We start from the raw sequence: 20,747 nt of genomic DNA, 5'->3' as shown, positions 1-20,747 counted from the left end.
GTTTGTGAAAGGACAAAAAATGAATAAAAGCTTAATCACCAACTTAATCACGTTAGCGTTGGTAGCGTTTGGCTACTTTGCTAATCATAGCTTGGTGTTCTCTATCGGATTGTTTGCGCTATCGGGCGCGGCGACTAATTGGATTGCCATTCATATGTTGTTTGAAAAAGTGCCGGGCTTGTATGGCTCTGGAATTATTCCGGCACGTTTTGATGATTTTAAAGCGGGCATTAAACAGCTAATGCTTAATCAATTTTTCACTCCCGAAAACATCGATCGATTTTTGTCTGATGCCAGCGGCAAAGCGGTGCAGCTTAACCTGCGCCCAGTTATCGACAAAACAGACTTCAGCCCAGCCTACCACGCCTTAGTTGAAACTATTGAGAGCTCGTCGTTTGGTGGCATGTTAGCCATGGTGGGCGGTAAAGAAGCACTTACTCCGCTAGAGCAACCATTCATCGATAAACTTAAAAACGCAGTGATTGAAATTAGCGAAGATGAGCAATTTAGTGAAGCGCTGCGCGAAGAGCTTGAGCAACCTGAACATTTAGGCGACGTGCAGCAAAAAATCACGGTGATTATTGAGCAACGTTTGGCTGAGCTCACCCCACAACTGGTTAAGCAAATTATTCAAGAAATGATCCGCAAACACCTTGGCTGGTTAGTGGTATGGGGCGGTGTATTTGGCGGGCTCTTTGGCTTAATTCACGGCTTGGTATAATTTAAAAAGCGCGCTGGTCGCGCTTTAACAACTTGTTCTGTTCCAGCAAGCTTTGTACTTCTCCACTGTCTAGCATGTCTTGTAAAGCTTTAGATAGTTCTTGTTTTCTCTGTACCAATGGAGAGTGTTTAGAAATAGCAAGATATACAGGCCGATGCTCCTGTTCCACATAGTTAGCGTGTTTAAACCATGCACTAATACTTTGTTCCTTTATGAAATAATCCCCTTCAGCACATGACATTATAAGCGTGTCTACACGCTCTCCTTTTAGCAAACGAAATGCTGCTATGTCATCTATTACTTCATGCTTAAACAGCTGCTCGTCTTTATCAAAGCGCTCGAAGTAAGCCACCTTACTTTGCACTGCAATACGCAAACTTTTCAGGTCTTGATAACTATTAATCTTAAGCTGACTGTCATGTAACAAATAAAAGCAGGTGTTTTGATGGCTTCGATATGGAGGCTCTACAAAAGCCATGTATTGCTCGCGCTCAGCAGTTTTATATAAACCGCTCATTAGGTCACTCTCGCCCATCATCATGTGTTTCAAGCAACGTTTCCAACCACATCCTTTTGTTACTAGGTCTAGTTCCAAGCGGGCACTTAATCCTCTCAAGATGTCGATTTCTATTCCACTTAAACTGCCATCAGATTCAATGGTTCGCCAAGGTGGCCAATGGGCGTTCGCAGTTGTGATAGCTTGCTGAGCTGATACAGACCAACACACAAAACTCCATACCAACAAGATTCTTAAAATCACTGCTATTCCTTTAGCCCATCGTTACAGTTTCTCTTAGTATAATTAGTGTAGTAAAAAAAAAGCGACGCATTAGCGTCGCTTTTTTTTAGAAACCTTTACTACTTAATCGTCATCTTCTTCATCAGACTCAAAGTACGTTCCCCAGCCATCGTAAATCACTTTATTCTTTTCAGCTATTTTAGCCAAGGTATCAATATCTTGCTTGATACCTTCAGCTTCGAGCGGCGCTTCAACAATTACATCAAAACACCACACCTTAGTGCCGTCTTCTAACTCAGCTTCTTCAGCGTCACTCACTTCAAAACCCGCTTTAAACACGTCTACAGCGGCTTTCTCTAGCACTTTAAAGTCTTTACTCGCTAAGTGGTGTTCAATCGTGTACTCAGCGTCAGGGTCGCTGCCATCGGCCAACAACTCTTGAATAATTAAATCTGTTTCTTCCTGCCAATCGGCAACCACTTGTTGCATGCTCATGATTGTTCTCCTGCCAACACATCTTGGCCTGCTAGCTGTTTATTGTGAACGTCTTGGTAATCTGCCGCTTCACCACGTGCTTCCATGGTGAGCTCATAAATCCGTTGTTCCATGGTGTCGTGTAATTGACCAATTTCGGCGCGTAGATTGCTCTTCCAGGCACTGACATCAATCGGTTGACCAACCTCTACGATCACTTTACCGTTGTTCCAACGATTTAGTTTTACTTGACCATGAGTAGAAGAACAGCAAATCGGTAACATGGGTACTTTTGCTTGCATAGCTAAATGAAAAGCACCGGTTTTAAAGGCTTGCAAACCACGGCCATAACTACGTGTTCCTTCGGGGAACATCCATACCGATAAATGGCGTTTATCAATGGCTTCAGCGGCTTGTTTAATGGTGTCTGCAGCTTTACTACGGCGATCTCGATCAATCAGAATATTACCGGTAATCCAGTAAATTTGACCGAAAAATGGAATTTTAGCTAAGCTCTTTTTACCAATAGACACCACTCCTTTGCGCAAGGCGAAAGGCAGAGTGAACATGTCGTAGCTATTTTGATGGTTAGCAACCCACACTGCTTTATCCGGCAGGTCTTGCGTAACCCAACGTACTTCAACGTTAATGCCCACAAAACGGCCACACTTAGCGATTAATACACCAATTTGATGTACTAAATCTGGATGACGTGGTCGTGTTAAACAATACAAAATAACAAACGGAAATGCCGTTAGCATTACCACAGCAATAAACAAAATTCGGATTACGGCTAACATAGCACCCCCATTAAAACAGCCCGCAGTATACGCGCTGCATTTTAGGTGAACAAGTGTAGGCTGAAAAACTTAACTTAAGCGTCATCTGCAGATGGCTCATCAGCGATGCTTGCATTGGTTTCAACTTCAACCGCATCAACACGTTGCAAACCACGCGGCAGTTTATTCCCTCTACGACCTCGTTCGCCACGGTAGTGGTCTAAGTCGCTCGGTTTTAAGGTAAGTTTGCGCTTTCCGGCAAACAAGGTCACCGCTGCATCTGCGGGTACTACATTAAGTAAAGTGACATACTCTTCACGATTCTTAACCCGTGCCGATGGAATACTAATCAGCTTATTGCCCTTACCTTTCGCCAATGCTGGCAAGCTAGTCAGCGGGAACACTAACATTCTACCTTCGTTAGAAATGGCCAAGCAGCTATCGGTATCATAGTTTTGCACTACAATCGGCGCCATAACTTTACTACCAGCTGGCAGGTTTAAATAAGCCTTACCGTTTTTGTTTTTGCTCAGCATATCGGCGTATTTGCCAATAAAGCCATAACCGGCGTCAGACGCCATTAAATAGCGCTGCTCATCATCGGCCATCACCACATGGCCAAACATTTCGCCCGGTGCGGGATTAAAGCGACCGGTTAATGGCTCACCTTGGCTTCGCGCAGATGGCAAGGTATGCGAATCGAGCGAATAGCTTCGCCCTGCGGTATCAAAGAACACCGCCTGTTGGTTACTGCGGCCACTGGCGCTGCCTAAAAAGCTGTCGCCAGCTTTATAACTCAAACCGTGGGCATCAACTTCATGGCCTTTCGCCGCGCGTGCCCAGCCTTTATCCGATAACACCACCGTAATGGCTTCGTTTGGCATCAATTCTTTTTCGCTCAGTGCTTTTGCTTCGGCACGTACCATCAGCGGCGAACGGCGATCATTACCGTAGGTTTCTGCATCGGCAATTAACTCTTTCTTGAGCAAAGTGCTCATGCGGCGCTCGCTGCCTAATAGCTTTTCAAGCTTATCGCGTTCTTCGGCCAGCTCAGCTTGTTCACCACGAATTTTGATTTCTTCTAACTTCGCTAACTGACGCAATTTAATTTCTAAAATTGATTCAGCTTGCTTGTTGGATAAACCAAAGCGCTCCATAAGGGCTGCTTTAGGTTCATCTTCGGTTCGAATAATCTCAATGACTTCATCAATATTTAAAAAGGCGATTAACAAGCCTTCTAATATGTGTAGTCTGGCTAACACTTTATCTAAGCGGTACTGCAGGCGGCGACGCACTACGTCACGACGAAAACGTAGCCACTCACTCAATATTTGAACTAAACCCTTAACCTGTGGGCGATTATCCAACCCCAACATATTTAGGTTTACGCGGTAGTTGCGTTCAAGATCGGTAGAAGCAAACAAGTGATTCATTAGCTGGTCTACATCCACGCGGTTAGAACGTGGCACTACAACAATTCGGGTTGGATTTTCGTGATCTGATTCATCACGTAAATCCACAACCATCGGCAATTTTTTAGCCTGCATTTGCGCGGCAACTTGCTCTAGTACTTTGGCACCAGATACTTGATGAGGCAGAGCGGTAATAACCACTTCACCATCTTCGGTATGAAACACTGCGCGCATTTTGATTGAGCCACGGCCAGTTTCATAAATTTTTTGAATATCTTTCGATGGCGTAATAATCTCGGCTTCGGTGGGATAATCAGGCGCTTTTACATGCTCTAGTAAATCCCCTAACTGCGCTTTAGGGTTATCCAGCAAATGCACACAAGCATTGGCGACTTCTTTCACGTTATGCGGTGGGATATCGGTCGCCATACCTACAGCAATACCAGTTACGCCATTGAGCAGTATGTGAGGTAAACGTGCCGGCAATACTTTGGGCTCGTTCATGGTGCCATCAAAGTTTGGCACCCAATCACAAGTTCCTTGGCCTAACTCACTAAGTAAGACCTCTGAGAACTTCGATAATTTAGCTTCGGTATAACGCATCGCCGCGAAAGACTTAGGGTCATCGGGCGCGCCCCAGTTACCTTGGCCATCAACCAAAGGGTGCCGATAAGAAAACGGCTGCGCCATTAATACCATGGCTTCATAACAGGCGGAATCACCGTGAGGGTGATACTTACCTAATACGTCACCCACAGTACGGGCAGACTTTTTGTATTTAGCGTTCGCCGATAAGCCCAGCTCAGACATGGCGTAAATAATACGCCGCTGTACCGGTTTTAAACCATCGCCAATATGTGGCAAGGCACGGTCCATGATTACGTACATGGAATAATTTAAATACGCCTGCTCAGTAAAGTTGCTCATCGATAGGCGTTCTACGCCCTCTAAACTGAGTTCATTCGCATCACTCATGCTTTATAACCCTTTTATGTTCCTTGCAAAGCTAGCACTGCTGATGCTTTGTCTAATTGCCAGAAATAGCGTGCGCTAGCTGGTTTACCTATGTAATAGCCTTGCGAGTAATCAACTCCCAAGCTAATCAGTTCGTTATTTAATGCTTCTGATTCAACAAATTCCGCTACCGTTTTATGGCCAAGCTCGTTAGCAATGCCAACCAAAGCTTGAATAAGTACCCTATCTTCATTTTGATTTAGGATCTCACGGACAAATGAGCCGTCGATTTTTAAGAAATCAAAAGGCAGTTGTTTTAAAGAGTGGAACGACGAATACCCGACACCAAAGTCATCCAAGGCAATCGCACAGCCTAGCGCTTTTAAACGCTTAATATGATCTTCTGCTTGCTTCATATTGGGCAGAGCTGCAGTTTCGGTAATTTCAAAAATGATCATGTCACCGGCAATGTTGCGGCTAACAAACTCACGAGATATACGAGCAATCACTTTTTCGCTACAGAACGAGCGTGCTGATAAGTTAATAGCAAGCTTATCGGTGTAACCATTACGCAGATTAGTTTCCATCTGCTGCAAAGCTTGTTGCACTACCCACAGATCAATTTTATCAATTTGGCCATTTTTCTCAGCCGCTAAAATAAGTTGATAAGGCGAATGTAACTGGTCTTTATCATCACGCACTCGCAGCAGCACTTCGTAGTGCTCTACTTTGTTGAGTTTGTTATTCATGATTGGCTGATAAAAAAGCTCTAAGCGGTCTCGCTCAATGGCATTTTGCGCCAAATCTAACCAGTAGTGTTTTTTGGCAAGTTCGGAGTCACTGCTTTCGGCTTGGAAACTCACCACACAATTTTTACCACGTTCTTTGGCTTGGTTGTTACAAATGTCGGCCTTAGCCATTAAATCTTCAAAGCCACTGCCATGCTCAGGGAAGGCAACAATGCCCACACAAGCGGAGGCAGTATGAATAATGTTATGCCCAGGCACACTCACTTGTGCCAGCATGCTAATAATGCGCTGCGCTACCACTTCGGCATAAGCCAAACTGGTATCTTCTAAATAGATCGCAAATTCATCACCGCTAATTCGCGCTAGCAAGGTTTCATTAGGCAGTAAACGCTCTAAACTCGAGGCCACTTGGCGCAACATTTCGTCACCAGCACCATGGCCACTAATGTCGTTTACATACTTAAAGTTATCCAAATCAACCATTAGTAAACAGCCATAACGCTGCTTTTCAACCATTTGGTTAATCACCCGCTCAAATTTACGGCGGTTAGGTAAATCGGTTAAATTATCGTAGTTAGCCACCCACTCAAGCTCTTCAGCACGGCTTTTAAGCTGCTGCTCTAACGCCTCTAACTGATAAGAAAGTCTCACCAATGTGTGGTTAAGCTCATCAGATTCATCTTGAAGAAACCGCTTGCCGTTGGTTTCTAAGTTACGCCTAAACAAATTGTGTGATGAGCGCGCCAATAAGGGCAAGTTGTTAATGGTGCGGCGCATTCTTCGCAGTGAAGGGCTAAGGGCAAATACCACTATCGCGCCAGCAAAAAACAAAGCGGCAATACCAAATAACAAGTTGTTGTAGTCAGCCCTTTTTAGCTGATTAAGCTGGGTATTTATATCATTTACGATGGCGTAATACACAGGACGAGTTTGGCTAGTATTGCTTACCTTAAAGGCGTGTAATTCAGTCAGCCCCATTTCGCTATCAAACTGCTCAACGCCATTAACAATATCTTTGGCGTTCAGTCCTACCAGAATATCCTGCACCATATCGCGATATGCCGATTCAGAATAAAGCAGGTTTAAAGACAAATCTTCGTTTAACTCTACCAAGAAGTGGTGACTACCTTGGCTAGCTGGGAATAGTTCAAGTAAGCGCAGCGAGTCAATGCTGTAAAAAATCCGATAACTGCCCTGCTCTTCTAATTGCTCTAAATCGGTGGCGATAATAATCCTACAACTGAGCGGGCAATCTAAAATCCATTTAGCTTCTACTGTCTCCGGATCTTGAAGCATCCATTCCAAGGCTTTTTGGCTATGAGCAATATAACCAAATTCGTACTTCAAGCCCTCTAGTGGGTCTACCACACTTAAGCTGCGCACTGGCAGTTCGGTATTACCACGTAAATCCTGCCAAAAAGAATCGAAAATAGAAGAGAGTTGTTCGGTTTCAAAATCATCGAAACGATAACTTTGGCTAGAGGTAACGCCCTGCAAGCGAGAGAACACGTCACCATAGTATTTTTGTAATTGATATTGTTGGTTTTCAATAACCTGCGCTCTTCCTAGCAAGAAAAAACTCTTAAGATTATCGTGATTAAAACTAATTAAGCCGACTAAAGTCACCAGCAACACACCACATAATAGTAGTAGTGCTTTATTTGCTAGCCCTAAACGTAAGTCGCGCATGCCTTAATAATTCCCTATACCAAATCTGAGGCCATATTGCCTTTCTCTTCTAACCATTGTTTACGGTCACCCGAGCGCTTCTTCGCCAGCAGCATGTCCATTAGCTGCAAGGTTGGTTGTTCTTCTTCAACGGTTAACTGCACCAATCGACGCGTATTTGGATCCATGGTGGTTTCGCGCAACTGCAAAGGATTCATCTCACCCAAACCTTTAAAGCGCTGTACGTTAACTTTACCGCGTTTCTTCTCGGCTTCAATCCTATCCAAAATGCCTTGCTTTTCATCTTCATCAAGGGCGTAAAAAACTTCTTTGCCTACATCAATTCTGTACAAAGGCGGCATCGCTACATAAATGTGTCCTTGCTCAACTAGAGCTCGAAAATGCATCATAAACAAAGCACACAGCAAGGTGGCGATGTGTAAACCATCGGAGTCGGCATCCGCCAGAATACATATTTTCCCGTAGCGTAAACCGCTTAAATCAGTACTGTCGGGATCAATGCCAATGGCTACCGATATATCGTGTACTTCTTGTGAGGCTAATACTTCACTGGCATCAACTTCCCAAGTATTAAGAATTTTTCCGCGCAGCGGCATAACTGCTTGAATTTCTCGCTCGCGCGCTTGCTTGGCACTGCCACCAGCAGAATCACCCTCTACTAAGAACAATTCACCTTTTAAAGGATCTTGGCTAGTACAGTCGGTTAATTTGCCAGGTAAAGCAGGCCCAGAAGTCACCTTTTTACGGGCAATTTTTTTAGTCGAACGGATTCGGCGCTGAGCATTACTAATAAATACTTCGGCCAACAATTCTGCTTGGTCGGTATGGGTATTTAGCCACAGGCTAAAGGCATCTTTAACAATACCCGATACAAAGGCAGCGGATTGTCGTGACGATAAGCGCTCTTTGGTTTGGCCAGCGAACTGAGGATCTTGCATTTTTACCGACAGCACGTAACAACAACGATCCCACACATCGTCGGGCGTGAGTTTAAGGCCTCGTGGCAAAATATTACGGAATTCACAGAACTCTCGCATGGCGTCTAACAAACCTTGGCGCAAACCATTTACGTGAGTACCACCTTGAGCCGTGGGGATAAGATTCACGTAACTTTCGGTAATGCTGTCTCCACCTTCGGGTAACCAACTTACCGCCCAATCTACCGCTTCATCTTTACTAGAAAAAGCGCCAGTGAATGGGTCTTCAGGTAAGCTAATAAAATCTTTAAAGGATTGGCTTAGGTAGTCCTTTAAGCCATCTTCGTAATACCATTCGTCGTTTTGTTTATTAACTTTATCGACAAATTTAATGTTAAGGCCAGGGCACAATACTGCTTTCGCACGCAACAAATGACGCAACCGCGACACAGAAAATTTAGGGCTATCGAAATAACTAGCTGTGGGCCAAAAGCGCACTCGAGTACCGGTATTTCGTTTACCAACGGTGCCCGTTACTGTTAACTCTTCAACTTTATCGCCATTTTCAAACGCCATTTCAAATACTTGGCTATCACGGCGTACCTGCACCTCGACACGTGAAGACAAGGCGTTTACCACCGAAATACCCACACCGTGCAAACCACCTGAAAACTGGTAGTTGTCGTTGCTAAATTTACCACCAGCGTGCAAGCGAGTAAAAATAAGCTCTACGCCACTCACCTTTTCTTCTGGGTGAACATCGGTGGGCATACCACGACCATCATCAACAACTTCAATTGATTGGTCTTCAAACAAGGTGACAGTAATTGAGCGAGCATGGCCAGCGAGTGCTTCATCAACACTGTTGTCTATAACTTCTTGGGCTAAGTGGTTGGGGCGAGTGGTATCGGTATACATGCCAGGGCGGCGTTTTACCGGGTCTAAACCACTTAATACCTCAATTGAGTCTGAATTATATTGATCAGCCATGATAGAAATCGTTACCTGCGTGCCAAAAAGTCGAGAATGTCACCACAATATTGCTCAAAGCCTTGAAAGCTGTGGTCTCCACCCTCTTCAATAGTGAAAGTTGCCCCATTATACTCAGTGACAGCTAGGTTAAAGTCCAGTACTTCATCTGCTGTTTGTAACATCACCCAGAGCCGCTGCTGACAGCTTAGTTGGCTGACTTCCAGTTGCTTTAACTGCTCTATGTGTTGTTCTTCTAAGCAGTATGTTTGCTGAGTATAAGGGTTAGTTTGTTCGCCTAAAAAATCTTTAAGCAAGTTATAAGGTTTTACCGCTGGATTAATCAATACCGCAGGCACGCCAGTTGATTGGGCGACTCGAGTGGCTAAAAAACCTCCGAGTGAGCTGCCAACCACACCTATGAGCCTATTTTGGTACTGGGTAAGTAAGCCTTCAATTTGTTGCCATGCCTCCATGGGATAACAAGCCAACTGCGGGCACACAAACTGAATATCAGAATGATTGTCTTCCAAGAAGCTCGCCATGGCGAGTGCTTTTGCGGAGTTAGGCGAGCTATTAAAGCCGTGTAGATAAAGTAGGACTGAAGGCAGTTCCACTCAGTAACCTTTGGACTTTGGGTCGGGAAGAAAGCTTCGTTCAGGTAAACGGCGCAGTCTAGTGGCAATCCGCCCTTCAGGCGTAAGCTGCAAATAACGCCAGCCTGGCTGTTGATGATCTAATGCGAAGTTTGCCGATAAAGGTAGAAATTGGATGCAGGTGCTAGGGGTTGCAATAAACGCCACACCGTCAAACTGAAATTCGTAGTTTTGATGTACGTGGCCAAAAATAACACCGCGAACATTAGGGTAATCAGCAATCACCGCGAAAAACTGTTCCGCGTTTTTTAAGTTATGCTGATCTAACCAATTGCTGCCCACCGGAATGGCTTGGTGATGCATTGCTATCAATACATGTTTATCTGGATATTCTGCTAACGCTTCTGCCAAGTCATCTAACTGCTGCTGGCTCATCACCCCGTGAGGTTCGCCTTCAACTTGGGTATCCAGCATAATCACTTGCCAATGCTCGCTTATCAGTTGCTTTGACGTTAACACCCCATATTGCGCTAGGGTTTGCATGTTAGCTTGTAAATCGTGATTACCCGGTAACCAAAAACTTGGGCGCTCTAGCTCTGCGACTTTTTCAGCAAAGCGTTGATATGAACGTTTGGTATGATCTTGAGATAAATCGCCAGTGGCGAGAATATAATCGAAGGGGATCTGTTCACTTTTTACGTTATCTAAAACTGCACTAAAGCTGTCGCTAGTATTTACACCCAGCAAGCCAGTTTGGTCATCAGCAAACAAGTGGGTGTCGGTAACTTGCAATAAGCGCACGTTGCCATCTTCTGCTGTATTTATATCTAATTTAGTAAATGCCACAATCTTTTCTTGTAGTTTGACTATGCAAACTCAACTTTAATCCGCTGTTTTATACAAAATACCAACCAGTCATTAAGAAACTGATTTGTTTGATGCTTTTCATCTTGGTGATGCATCTTTTTATTCGGGTAATCATACCTTGGTTTTAGCTTATAAATCTGCTGACTAGCACACACTTCCGCCAACCGCGCATCGTGGTACAAACGCACTAACAGTTGCGGTTGCAAATAATTATACGCTTGGGAAGTGGCCTGCCTAATTTCGTATAAAGCAGTATATCGAGTCAACTCTTTACTTTCTAATAAGTAGTCTTCACCGACTTTGGGGATCAAACGTAAACTTTCCCCTACCTCTAAAGAGGCTGGAAACAATCGAGTCATCAAAGTGTAATTAGCCGCATAAAGCTGCATTAATTGGTCAAGATTAACCCGATAGTTAGAGGGCCTTCCCTTATTGGCCATCACCGTCGCCATCATTCTGCCATTGCTGCATCACTTTCTGCAAATTGAGCTGCAACCATTGAATAGCAATCACAGCGGCAGCGTTATCAATAACGCCCGTTTGCACCCACTCAAAGGCCTGTTCACGACTGATCACTTTAACCAATATGTCTTCGTTTTCGTTATCTAAACCATGTACACCACCAGCATGGCTTGAATCTACTTCACCAATATAGAGGTGAATCCGTTCGCTCAAACCACCCGCTCCAGGTAAAAAACTATTACACGAAATAACTCGCGCCACGTTAAGTCCAGCTTCTTCTTCGGCTTCGCGAACGGCTACTTCTAATGGCGGCTGGCCGCTATCTAACATGCCAGCGACAATTTCCAGCAACCAAGGGCTGACACCGGTTTCTACCGCACCAATACGAAACTGTTCTACCAGTACCACTTGGTCCAATTTAGGATCAAACAACAAAATGCCCGCAGCATGACCACGATCCATCATTTCTCGAGTCATCCAATTGCTCCACCCGCCTTGGTATAAACGGTGGCGCAGAGTATAGCGTTGTAACTTGAAGAAACCTTGATATACATCTTCAACTGATTGGATTTCTACATCATCATGAGAAAACTGACTACCAGTGTGTGGCTTAGGCATACGAACTTAGTCTCCTTTTTGTAACGATTGGTATATAATGCGTCAGAATATATTGCTGAAATATCAAATTGCTTTAAATTAGTGGTTTTTCTTTGATATCTAGGTCTTACTCTACAAATAAAGCTGGTATAGACTAGCATTAATTAGCAAATGTTAGTTTTAAACCAAGGACTTTTGTTCCTAAATCAAACTAACTCACTCCGTATCAACATCGCTACATACACTAGCGACCAAAGGAAAGGCGTAATGAAGCTCAAAATCAAATCGTTAATACTAGCTTGTGGAGTAAGCTCTTTAGCTTTTCAAGCTCAAGCTGATGATTTATTGCAAATTTATCAACTAGCCCAAGAAAAAGATCCTGTAATTTTGCAAAGTAAAGCTCAGCGCGACATCGCCTTTGAGCAAATTACCGAGTCTCGCGCATCATTATTACCGCAAATTGGTTTTGGTGCGGGTGCTAAGTACACCACCACAAGCAATGACAATATCGACAGTATTACCAATACTAATGCCTCTGTAGGTTTAAGCCAGTCGCTATATTCTAAAACCAACTGGACCAGCCTTAGTATTTCTGAGAAGAATGCGACGCGAGTAGAAGCAGTTTATGGTAATGACGTACAAAGCCTCATCATCCGTGTAAGCAACGCTTACTTCAATGTACTGCGCGCCATAGACAACGTAAGCTTTGTTGAAGCTAACAAAACCGCGGTTGGCCGTCAGTTAGAGCAAACTAAACAGCGTTTTAATGTTGGTTTAACTGCGATTACCGACGTACACGAAGCGCAAGCTGAATATGACCGTACTTTAGCCCAAGAGATTCAGGCGCGTAACGATCTGTCAAACAGCTACGAAGATTTGCGTGAGCTAACTGGTTTAGAGCACCGCGAACTCAATGTTTTAAATACCCAACGTTTTGAGCCAAATGCGTTAGAGCAAGGTTCTGATTTTTGGTTAGCAACCGCTACCGACCGTAACTTAGAGCTAAACGCTCAGCGTATCTCTAAAGAAATCGCCCAAGAGCAAATTGAACTCGCACAAAGCGGTCATTTGCCAACGCTAGATCTAACGGCTGGTATTGGTTACGACAACAATCAATATGGTAACGACCTGTACGATGCCACCCAAGGCGGCAGTAACAATGCAGGTAATATTGGCCTTGAGTTTAACTGGCCTATCTACCTAGGTGGCAGTATTGATTCTCAAGTAAGACAAGCGCAGTTTAGCTACATTGCGTCTTCTGAAGCGCTAGAGCAAACTTACCGTACTGTTCAAAGTACTGTTAACTCAGTAGTGAATAACGTAAGCGCAAGTATTGGTTCGGTGAAAGCTTTTGAGCAAACCGTGGTATCTTCGCAAAGTGCATTAGAAGCCACCGAAGCGGGTTTCGAAGTAGGTACTCGTACTATTGTTGACGTACAAGACGCTACTCGTAACCTTTACTCAGCGAAAAGCGATTTATCAAATGCTCGTTACGACTACATTCTTAACATGCTAGCGCTAAAACAAGCTGCTGGTACGCTAACCGAAGAAGACGTAGTGTTGGTTAACTCTGGTTTAATGCCTGCTCAATAAACTGAGTAGCATGTTCAGAAAGTAAAAAAGGCGCCAATTGGCGCCTTTTTAGTATTTAAAAAAACAGTTAATCTATTTGATTTTGACGAATAGACTTAATGATTTCTGAGGTTGAGCAACCGTCTTCAAAATTAAGTACTTTTACTTGTCCGCCATTGGCAATCACTTCTTCACCACCGGCGATCTCTTCTGGCTTGTAATCGCCTCCTTTTACCAATAAGTCTGGTAACAAGTTAGCAATTAAGCGTTGTGGGGTATCTTCACTAAAATCAACCACCCAATCTACCGCCCCTAAACCTGCTAATACCGCCATACGGCGATCGACACTGTTTACTGGGCGGCCTTCACCTTTTAGGCGCTTAACTGAATCATCGTTATTTACGGCGACAATTAAACGGTCACCTAAGGTGCGAGCATGGTTTAAGTAAGAAACGTGACCAGCATGTAAAATGTCGAAACAGCCATTGGTCATAACCACGGTCTCACCACGGCGTTTAGCGGCCTCTAAAGCAAACTTAAGTTGCTGCTCGCTTAAGACACCAAAGCCAGTTTCTTGCGAACCGTAAACGGCATTTGCCAGCTCAATGGTAGATACTGTAGACGTACCCAGCTTGCCAACAACAATCCCAGCCGCTGCATTGGCTAAAGCACAAGCATCATCAAGGCTAGCGCCAGCTGCTAAAGAGCTAGCAAGTGTCGAGATAACAGTATCACCGGCACCGGTAACATCGTAAACCTCTTGGGCCAGCGCGGCTAAATGTAGTTCAGCTTCACCTTTACGAATTAAGGTCATACCGTGTTCGCTGCGTGTCACCAATAGCGCTTCTAAATCAAGCTGTTCAATTAGTGCTAAGCCTTTACTAATAATTTCATCGTCGTCTTTACACGGGCCCACTACCGCTTCAAATTCAGAGTAGTTAGGCGTAAGCAAAGTAGCGCCGCGATATTTATCAAAGGCACTGCCTTTAGGGTCTACCAATACTGGTACCCCTGCTTCACGCGCTAACGCAATTAAATCGCCGACACGATTCAAAGCGCCTTTGTTGTAGTCAGACAGAATAACCACTTGATGCTGTTTTACTTGCTCGGCAAAACTGGCGGTTAAATCTTTACTGTCGACCTCATGAAAATTTTCTTCAAAATCTAAGCGAATAAGCTGCTGATGGCGGCTTAATACGCGAAGCTTGGTAATGGTGGGGTAATCCGCAAATTTAGTGAACTGACACTCTACCCCAACCGTTGCCAACTGGTTCTCAAGGGCTAGCCCGGCTTCATCTTCACCGCTCATGCCTAGTAAGGTTGAGCCAGCGCCTAAGGCCACGGCATTCAATGCTACGTTCGCCGCCCCGCCTGGGCGTTCTTCAATTTGTTCAACTTTAACCACTGGAACCGGTGCTTCAGGTGAAATTCGTCCGGTAGGTCCATGCCAGTAGCGGTCTAACATTACGTCGCCAACCACTAGCACCTTAGCTTGGGCAAACTCAGGGAGGGTAATTCTCATTGTTCACTCTCATCGATAATTAATTACTAACAGTTTATCATAGTTAAATTAATGGTCTGCGGCATAATCTCTTGATATCCAGTAGACTTTACACATTCTTACAACAACTAAGTTAAATATGGCGAAAATATCTCCACCTAAACTCGGCGCAGCATCACTTCACCCTAAAAACTGGGGCGCTTGGATCTTGATAGGCTTTATGTTCAGTATTAGTCTGCTGCCTTTTCGTATTCAGCATTACTTAGGTTTAGGCATTGGCCGCTTAGCTAAAAAGCTACTCAAATCTCGAGTTCATATCACTCGTCGTAATCTAGAAATTTGTTTCCCTGACAAAAGCGCCGAGCAGCGCGAGCAATTAGTAGAAGGTTGCTTCAAGCACTTAGGCCACTCGGTTGTAGATACCGCTAATGCGTGGTTTTGGCCACAATGGCGGTTTGCTAAGCACTTTAAAGTAGAAGGCGCTGAGCACCTAAACAAGGCGCGAGAAAAAGATGGCGGCATTTTGTTAATTAGTGCCCACTTTTGGACCTTAGAAAGCCACGCCCGTGCTTATGGTACTTTAGATCCCGGCGTAGGTATTTACCGCCCCAATAAAAATGCCGTATATGAGTACTTTCAGTATCACGGCCGCACTAAATCCAACAAATACTTAGTGGATCGCACCGATGTGCGCGGCATGATTAAAGCACTAAGAACCGACAATGCCGTTTGGTACGCACCAGATCATGATTACGGTACTCATGCAGCGGTATTTGTACCGTTTTTTGCTCAAGATAAAGCCGCCACCATTACCGGTACAGCCACCTTAGCCAAAGTAAAAAATGTTCAAATTCTGCCTACCTATGCCTTACGTAACAACGATGGCTCTGGCTTTACCTTGGTGATAGAACCTGCTGTAGAAAACTACCCAAGTGGCAATGATGAGCAAGACGCCCATACCGTTAACCAAATAGTAGAAAAGGCTATTTTGCGTGCACCTGAGCAATATATGTGGATTCACCGCCGCTTTAAATCTCGCCCACCGGGTGAATCAAGCGTTTACTAAATAAAAAGGGCTTGCTGAATCAGCAAGCCCTTTTTCGAATCCCCTTGTGGAATGAGCCAACTAGCGAGTAAACAACTGCAGCCAAGTGTCAGTCACTATACTCAAATCAAGTTCAAACTCAGCTTTGTTGGCCAAACGAGGCACACCTTGTAAGCCACAGCGATGACATTCATCGCGAATATCTAAATAACACTGCGTTAAACCTTGGGCTTGCGTAGCCTCCAATAAACCAAGCTCGGCGCAGCTTTCAAATATTCGTACGTTATCGGTCCATTTGCTCAACTCTGGGTGCTTTTCAGTATTCAATAACACCAAATACTGAGCGATAAATTCGATATCTACCATGCCTCCGGCAGATTGCTTCAAGTCCAACAATTCATCGGTTTCTCGACTGAGGTGATCCTTCATCTTGTTGCGCATTTCTTGAACTTGTTTGGCTAAGTCTTTGGCATCTCTAGGGATGGCCAAAATCTTACGACGTACTTGCTCAAAGCCCTGGGCCAATTCACCATCACCATAAATTACCCGCGCTCTCACTAACGCTTGATGTTCCCATGTCCACGCTTCGGTAAGCTGATATTGCTCAAAGGCTTCAATTGCCGACACTAACAAGCCAGAGGCACCAGAAGGACGCAAGCGCATATCAAGCTCATACAACACACCTGAGGCTGTGCGGGTATTAAACAAATGCATAATTCGCTGAGCAAGCTTCAAATAAAACTGTTTACTGTCGATTTGCTTAGCGCCGTTGGTATAGGTACTGCTGTCACTGTTATGCAAAAACACCAAATCTAAGTCTGAGCTATAGCCGGTTTCAATGCCGCCTATTTTTCCATAGCCAACTACCGCAAAACCACGTTGTTGCTCGGTTAACTGCGACGGATAGCCATGGCGCTCTACCATTTGGTTCCAAGCCTGCTCTACCACCGCATTCACTATCACTTCAGCTACAGCAGTTAAGTGATCGCTTACTTTCATCAAGGGGAGCGCTCCAGCGATATCCGCCGCGGTGATCCGTAATTGTTGAATTTGCTTGAACTGACGCAGCGCTTCCATTTGCTGCTCCATGTCATCAGGCGGAATACGCAGCATAAACTCGCGCAGTTGCTGCCCGTAACTGTCTTCACTTGCGGGGTTATACAGTACACCGGGGTCTAACAACTCATCTAACAGTATGGGGAAGCTCGCCAGTTTTTCTGCCAACATGGCGCTACCCGCACATAAACGTAGCAACTGTTGTAAGGAAGCGGGATTTTCTGCCAGTAGCTCCAAATAAGCGGTACGCGATAAAATTCGCTCTAGCAATACCATCACCCGAGGCAATACTAAGCTGGTTTTTGGATGTTCAAACAACTGCTGTAGCAAGCTAGGCATCATCCGCTCTAATGTTTGCCTGCCACGCTGGCCAATTTGCCTATGTTCTACCGCGTGCATAAAGTGATACATGGTTTCTACGCGAGCTTTTTGTTCGGTTTCGCTACATACATGCTTGCCCATTAAACTGGCTAGGTCTTCTCGGTTAGCTCCACAATGCCACAGGTCGTCATACTCTTGCCCTGCCTGGTGCTCTTCTTGCTCCTCCTCACCAATAGCGCTTTGGAAGCAAGCATTCACTTCGCCTAAGCGCTGCTGAAGGTGCTGATAAAACGCTTCCCATGTTGAATGGCCCATTACCCAAGCAATTCGCTGTTGGTCTGACTCACTGTCGGGCAAAGTTTGCGTTTGCTGGTCGTCTATTTGCTGGAGAATGTTTTCTACTTGGCGCAAATACAAATAATGCTCTCGCAACATATTGGTTTGCGCTTCGGTCAGTTCACCGTGTTCGCTAAGCTGAGTAAGTGCGGTGAGCAAAGAGCGCGTTTGCAATACCGGCTCACGACCACCACGAATAAGCTGAAAGGTCTGTACAATAAATTCAATTTCGCGAATCCCACCGGAGCCTAATTTAATATTGTCGCGCAAGCCTTTACGGCGAATTTCTGAATTGATCATTGCTTTCATCGAGCGCAGCGCTTGAATCGCACTGAAATCGATATAACGACGATACACATAAGGCTTAAGCATGGCTTGAATGTCTTGGTCGAAACGCAAATCTTGATTAATCACTCGCGCTTTAACCATCGCGTAGCGCTCCCAATCGCGACCATGGTGCTGGTAATAATCCTCAAAAGCGGCATAACTCACCGCTAATGGCCCTGATTCACCAAAGGGGCGTAAACGCATATCTACTCGAAATACAAAGCCATCTAGGGTGGGTTGGTCAATAAGCTGAATTAAGCGCTGTCCCATGCGAATAAAGAACTGCTGGTTAGCAATACTACGACGCCCACCTTGGGTTTCGCCGTTTTCTGGGTAACAGAAGATTAAATCGATGTCTGACGAAAAGTTAAGCTCGCGCCCACCTAACTTGCCCATGCCAATCACCACTAGCGGCTGTGCGTTCCCCTGCTCGTCTGTTGGGGTTCCCGATTCAGCACAGCAACGTTGATACAACCATTGATTGGCGCAATCTACGCAGCTATCAGCCACCGCCGATACTTGTGCAAAGCTATGGTTAACCGCTTGCGCTAACAGCAAATCTCGCCAAGCAATTAACACCATTTGTAAACGGCGGAACTGGCGAAGCACTTTTTTAGCGCCATCATCATTAACTTGCTCTGCAAGCGCGCTTGATAGCTGCTCTCGCAGTTGCTGTTCATTTTGTGGGCTATCAAGCAATTGCTGCTGCCAAATATCTAACAGCATACTGGGCTGGCTAATACAGCTGCGAGCAATAAAATCACTAAGCGCAAAAGCCGCTTGTGTTTGAGCTTGCTGCTGCTCGCTCAACTGTTCAAGCAAGCTGGGTTCAAACTCAATCAATCGCTCCCATGATTTAGAGGCTAAGGTAGCAAGCTCGCTGGGTAAGGGAAGAGTATTGGCCATAATGAAGAAAACCCGAATGCAAAATTTGACTTAATATCATCACGATTTATCACTAAGTACAAGCGCATAACCATAGAGTGTAAGCGGGTTCAAAAAGCCCTGCTTTATATGCGGTTTATCACGATAGTGAATTGAAAAACGGCGATTTTTAATAAAGCTAAATCTCACTTATCAAAACTACAGTATAGTGAAGATGTTATTGCTCAAATCGCCTCAGGATTGCCTTATGAAAACCACCATCAATGCCTTTGACCTTGTGATGTTATCCTTATCTCTCATCGCTATAGTCATCGTTAGCTGTATCTTTTTTTATCCCGCTGATACGCAACTACGAGCACTGTTAATCAATTTAGATTCTCTTATCTGCGTGGTGTTTATTAGTCACTTTATTGTTAGCGCCATTCGCAGTAAAGCGCCACTGATTTACCTAAGACACCACTGGATAGATTTACTGGCGAGTATTCCAATGGTGGAAGCCTTACGTTTATTACGCTTCTTCCACGCCATCAAGCTTATCCGCGGCATCGTTGAGCAGCGTCATTTACTCAAAAACCTAAAACACCGACGTATCGAATCTACCTTAGCTAGCATTTTATTCACGCTGCTAGTGATTATTTTGCTTGGCTCAATTGGTATTCTATTGGCCGAACAAGACCAAGCGAACGGACAAATCAGCAGTGCTGGTGAAGCACTATGGTGGGCCATTGTGACCATTTCTACCGTAGGTTACGGCGATTTTGTACCAGTATCTGACGCTGGCAGAATCATAGCGGGTTTGATGATATTAACTGGCGTAGGCTTTTTTGGTGCGGTTTCGGGCTTAATGTCGGCCTTGTTAATGCGCGGTAAAACCAACAAAGAGGTACGTATAGAGCTGCTGTTGGTAGAGCATCAAAAAGAACAACGCGTCTTGCAGCAGCAACTTAACGAGATTCAACAACAGCTGAATCAACTGCAGCAAACTAAAGACTAATTAAAGCCTGATAAACATTAACTGCGAATAGATAACCAAGCCATGGCTAACGCTTCGTAAGTGGCGGTATCGGCCTTAGCGATATGACTAAGGCGAGGAATAAAGCTTTGCCAAGTTAAATCCGCATGCCAGTTTTTCACCTGATAATAAGTAGGTGCGGCGGTTGGATAAAGTCCTTGCATCGCAAACAAGCGCATTGCTCTGGGCATATGTGAGGCTTGAGTAATAAGCGTTAAGTTAGTATTTGGATAACGCCGCGCAACATTGGCGGCTTCCTCAGCAGTGTCTTTAAGTTGATAACTGCGAACCAGTTTTGAGTCTGGAACGCCTAAAGATATCGCAAGCTTGGCCAACATATCGGCATGTTGTACACCACCGCCTTCGTTATCACCGCCGGATAGCAAAATTTTCACCTGTGGTTGCTGGCGCCATAAACGCACCGCTTCAACCACCTTAATAGCCCCACAAGGCAATACTTGGCTAGACAGCGGTTGGTTTTCATCTTGGTAATGCAAGCAGCCTAATACTACGATCATTTCCGTATCAAGCGGTAGTTCATGCAGGGCGTTATATTGCTTTTCCCAGTGGTACAACAGTGCACCGCTTACCGGATAAAGGCTTAAACAAAAGGTGAGCAATACACACACAACCATTAAGCTTCGAGCGAGCATTTTGCGGCCAATCAGCAAAAGCACCAAGGCGAACAACAATATTAGCCATAGGGCGGTGCTAGGCATCGCCAGTACCGTAAGCAGTTTTTTTAATGCAAAGCTAAAGCTGTCCAT

17 protein-coding genes are annotated in these 20,747 nt (G+C 44.8%); 4 read left to right on the top strand and 13 right to left on the bottom strand.

The window, feature by feature from the left end:
- Positions 1-19 precede the first annotated feature (19 nt).
- Positions 20-721 (top strand): DUF445 domain-containing protein, encoded by a 702-nt coding sequence (locus tag Q4549_RS10885; protein WP_303512166.1) that lies wholly within the window; start codon positions 20-22, stop codon positions 719-721.
- 1 nt (position 722) lies between these two features.
- Here Q4549_RS10885 and Q4549_RS10880 read toward each other — a convergent pair whose 3' ends face one another.
- The 10 genes from Q4549_RS10880 to nudF all read right to left on the bottom strand — a co-directional run bounded on the left by Q4549_RS10880 (position 723) and on the right by nudF (position 11,946).
- Positions 723-1,481 (bottom strand): ABC transporter substrate-binding protein, encoded by a 759-nt coding sequence (locus Q4549_RS10880; protein ID WP_303551658.1) that lies wholly within the window; start codon positions 1,479-1,481, stop codon positions 723-725.
- A gap of 102 nt (positions 1,482-1,583) precedes the next feature.
- Complete coding sequence (gene rraB, locus Q4549_RS10875; protein ID WP_303551660.1) at positions 1,584-1,955, bottom strand: ribonuclease E inhibitor RraB; 372 nt, start codon at positions 1,953-1,955, stop codon at positions 1,584-1,586.
- On the bottom strand, positions 1,952-2,734 hold the full coding sequence (locus Q4549_RS10870; RefSeq protein ID WP_137674267.1) for a 1-acylglycerol-3-phosphate O-acyltransferase: 783 nt from the start codon (positions 2,732-2,734) through the stop codon (positions 1,952-1,954). The genes rraB and Q4549_RS10870 overlap by 4 nt, the downstream gene beginning before the upstream one ends.
- 74 nt (positions 2,735-2,808) lie before the next feature.
- Complete coding sequence (gene parC / locus Q4549_RS10865; RefSeq protein WP_137674268.1) at positions 2,809-5,100, bottom strand: DNA topoisomerase IV subunit A; 2,292 nt, start codon at positions 5,098-5,100, stop codon at positions 2,809-2,811.
- Between the two features lie 14 nt (positions 5,101-5,114).
- On the bottom strand, positions 5,115-7,517 hold the full coding sequence (locus Q4549_RS10860; RefSeq protein WP_303551663.1) for a bifunctional diguanylate cyclase/phosphodiesterase: 2,403 nt from the start codon (positions 7,515-7,517) through the stop codon (positions 5,115-5,117).
- Positions 7,518-7,531: 14 nt separating this feature from the next.
- Complete coding sequence (gene parE / locus Q4549_RS10855; RefSeq protein ID WP_137674270.1) at positions 7,532-9,424, bottom strand: DNA topoisomerase IV subunit B; 1,893 nt, start codon at positions 9,422-9,424, stop codon at positions 7,532-7,534.
- 11 nt (positions 9,425-9,435) lie between these two features.
- Positions 9,436-10,020, bottom strand: a complete 585-nt coding sequence (locus Q4549_RS10850; RefSeq protein ID WP_303551665.1) for a YqiA/YcfP family alpha/beta fold hydrolase — start codon at positions 10,018-10,020, stop codon at positions 9,436-9,438.
- Positions 10,021-10,845, bottom strand: coding sequence for a 3',5'-cyclic-AMP phosphodiesterase (gene cpdA / locus Q4549_RS10845; protein ID WP_235836243.1), 825 nt, complete (start codon positions 10,843-10,845; stop codon positions 10,021-10,023). It abuts the gene before it with no gap.
- Positions 10,846-10,865: 20 nt separating this feature from the next.
- Positions 10,866-11,306 carry a DUF1249 domain-containing protein gene (locus Q4549_RS10840; RefSeq protein ID WP_336622623.1) on the bottom strand — a complete coding sequence of 147 codons (441 nt, stop codon included), beginning with the start codon at positions 11,304-11,306 and terminating at the stop codon, positions 10,866-10,868.
- Entirely contained in the window at positions 11,296-11,946 is a 651-nt protein-coding gene (gene nudF, locus Q4549_RS10835; RefSeq protein WP_303551668.1) for an ADP-ribose diphosphatase, read from the bottom strand. The genes Q4549_RS10840 and nudF overlap by 11 nt, the downstream gene beginning before the upstream one ends.
- Positions 11,947-12,192: 246 nt before the next feature.
- Here nudF and tolC point away from each other — a divergent pair, with 246 nt between their 5' ends.
- Positions 12,193-13,518, top strand: coding sequence for an outer membrane channel protein TolC (tolC, locus tag Q4549_RS10830; RefSeq protein WP_303551670.1), 1,326 nt, complete (start codon positions 12,193-12,195; stop codon positions 13,516-13,518).
- A gap of 67 nt (positions 13,519-13,585) precedes the next feature.
- Here tolC and hldE read toward each other — a convergent pair whose 3' ends face one another.
- Positions 13,586-15,019 (bottom strand): bifunctional D-glycero-beta-D-manno-heptose-7-phosphate kinase/D-glycero-beta-D-manno-heptose 1-phosphate adenylyltransferase HldE, encoded by a 1,434-nt coding sequence (hldE, locus tag Q4549_RS10825; RefSeq protein ID WP_303551672.1) that lies wholly within the window; start codon positions 15,017-15,019, stop codon positions 13,586-13,588.
- Positions 15,020-15,137: 118 nt separating this feature from the next.
- Here hldE and lpxL point away from each other — a divergent pair, with 118 nt between their 5' ends.
- Positions 15,138-16,064, top strand: a complete 927-nt coding sequence (gene lpxL, locus Q4549_RS10820) for an LpxL/LpxP family Kdo(2)-lipid IV(A) lauroyl/palmitoleoyl acyltransferase (RefSeq protein ID WP_303551675.1) — start codon at positions 15,138-15,140, stop codon at positions 16,062-16,064.
- A gap of 60 nt (positions 16,065-16,124) precedes the next feature.
- Here lpxL and glnE read toward each other — a convergent pair whose 3' ends face one another.
- Positions 16,125-18,989, bottom strand: a complete 2,865-nt coding sequence (gene glnE / locus Q4549_RS10815) for a bifunctional [glutamate--ammonia ligase]-adenylyl-L-tyrosine phosphorylase/[glutamate--ammonia-ligase] adenylyltransferase (RefSeq protein WP_303551678.1) — start codon at positions 18,987-18,989, stop codon at positions 16,125-16,127.
- Positions 18,990-19,215: 226 nt separating this feature from the next.
- Between glnE and Q4549_RS10810 the strand changes: the two genes are divergently transcribed.
- Positions 19,216-19,962, top strand: a complete 747-nt coding sequence (locus Q4549_RS10810; protein WP_303551681.1) for a potassium channel family protein — start codon at positions 19,216-19,218, stop codon at positions 19,960-19,962.
- Positions 19,963-19,979: 17 nt separating this feature from the next.
- On the opposite strand, the gene Q4549_RS10805 is transcribed toward Q4549_RS10810, so the two are convergent.
- On the bottom strand, positions 19,980-20,747 hold the full coding sequence (locus tag Q4549_RS10805; protein WP_303551683.1) for a YdcF family protein: 768 nt from the start codon (positions 20,745-20,747) through the stop codon (positions 19,980-19,982).

It is taken from the genome of Agarivorans sp. 2_MG-2023 (assembly GCF_030548085.1).
Taxonomy (GTDB): domain Bacteria; phylum Pseudomonadota; class Gammaproteobacteria; order Enterobacterales; family Celerinatantimonadaceae; genus Agarivorans.
Note: the sequence above shows the minus strand (reverse complement) of the source record. Positions and strands in the feature narration are given on the sequence as shown.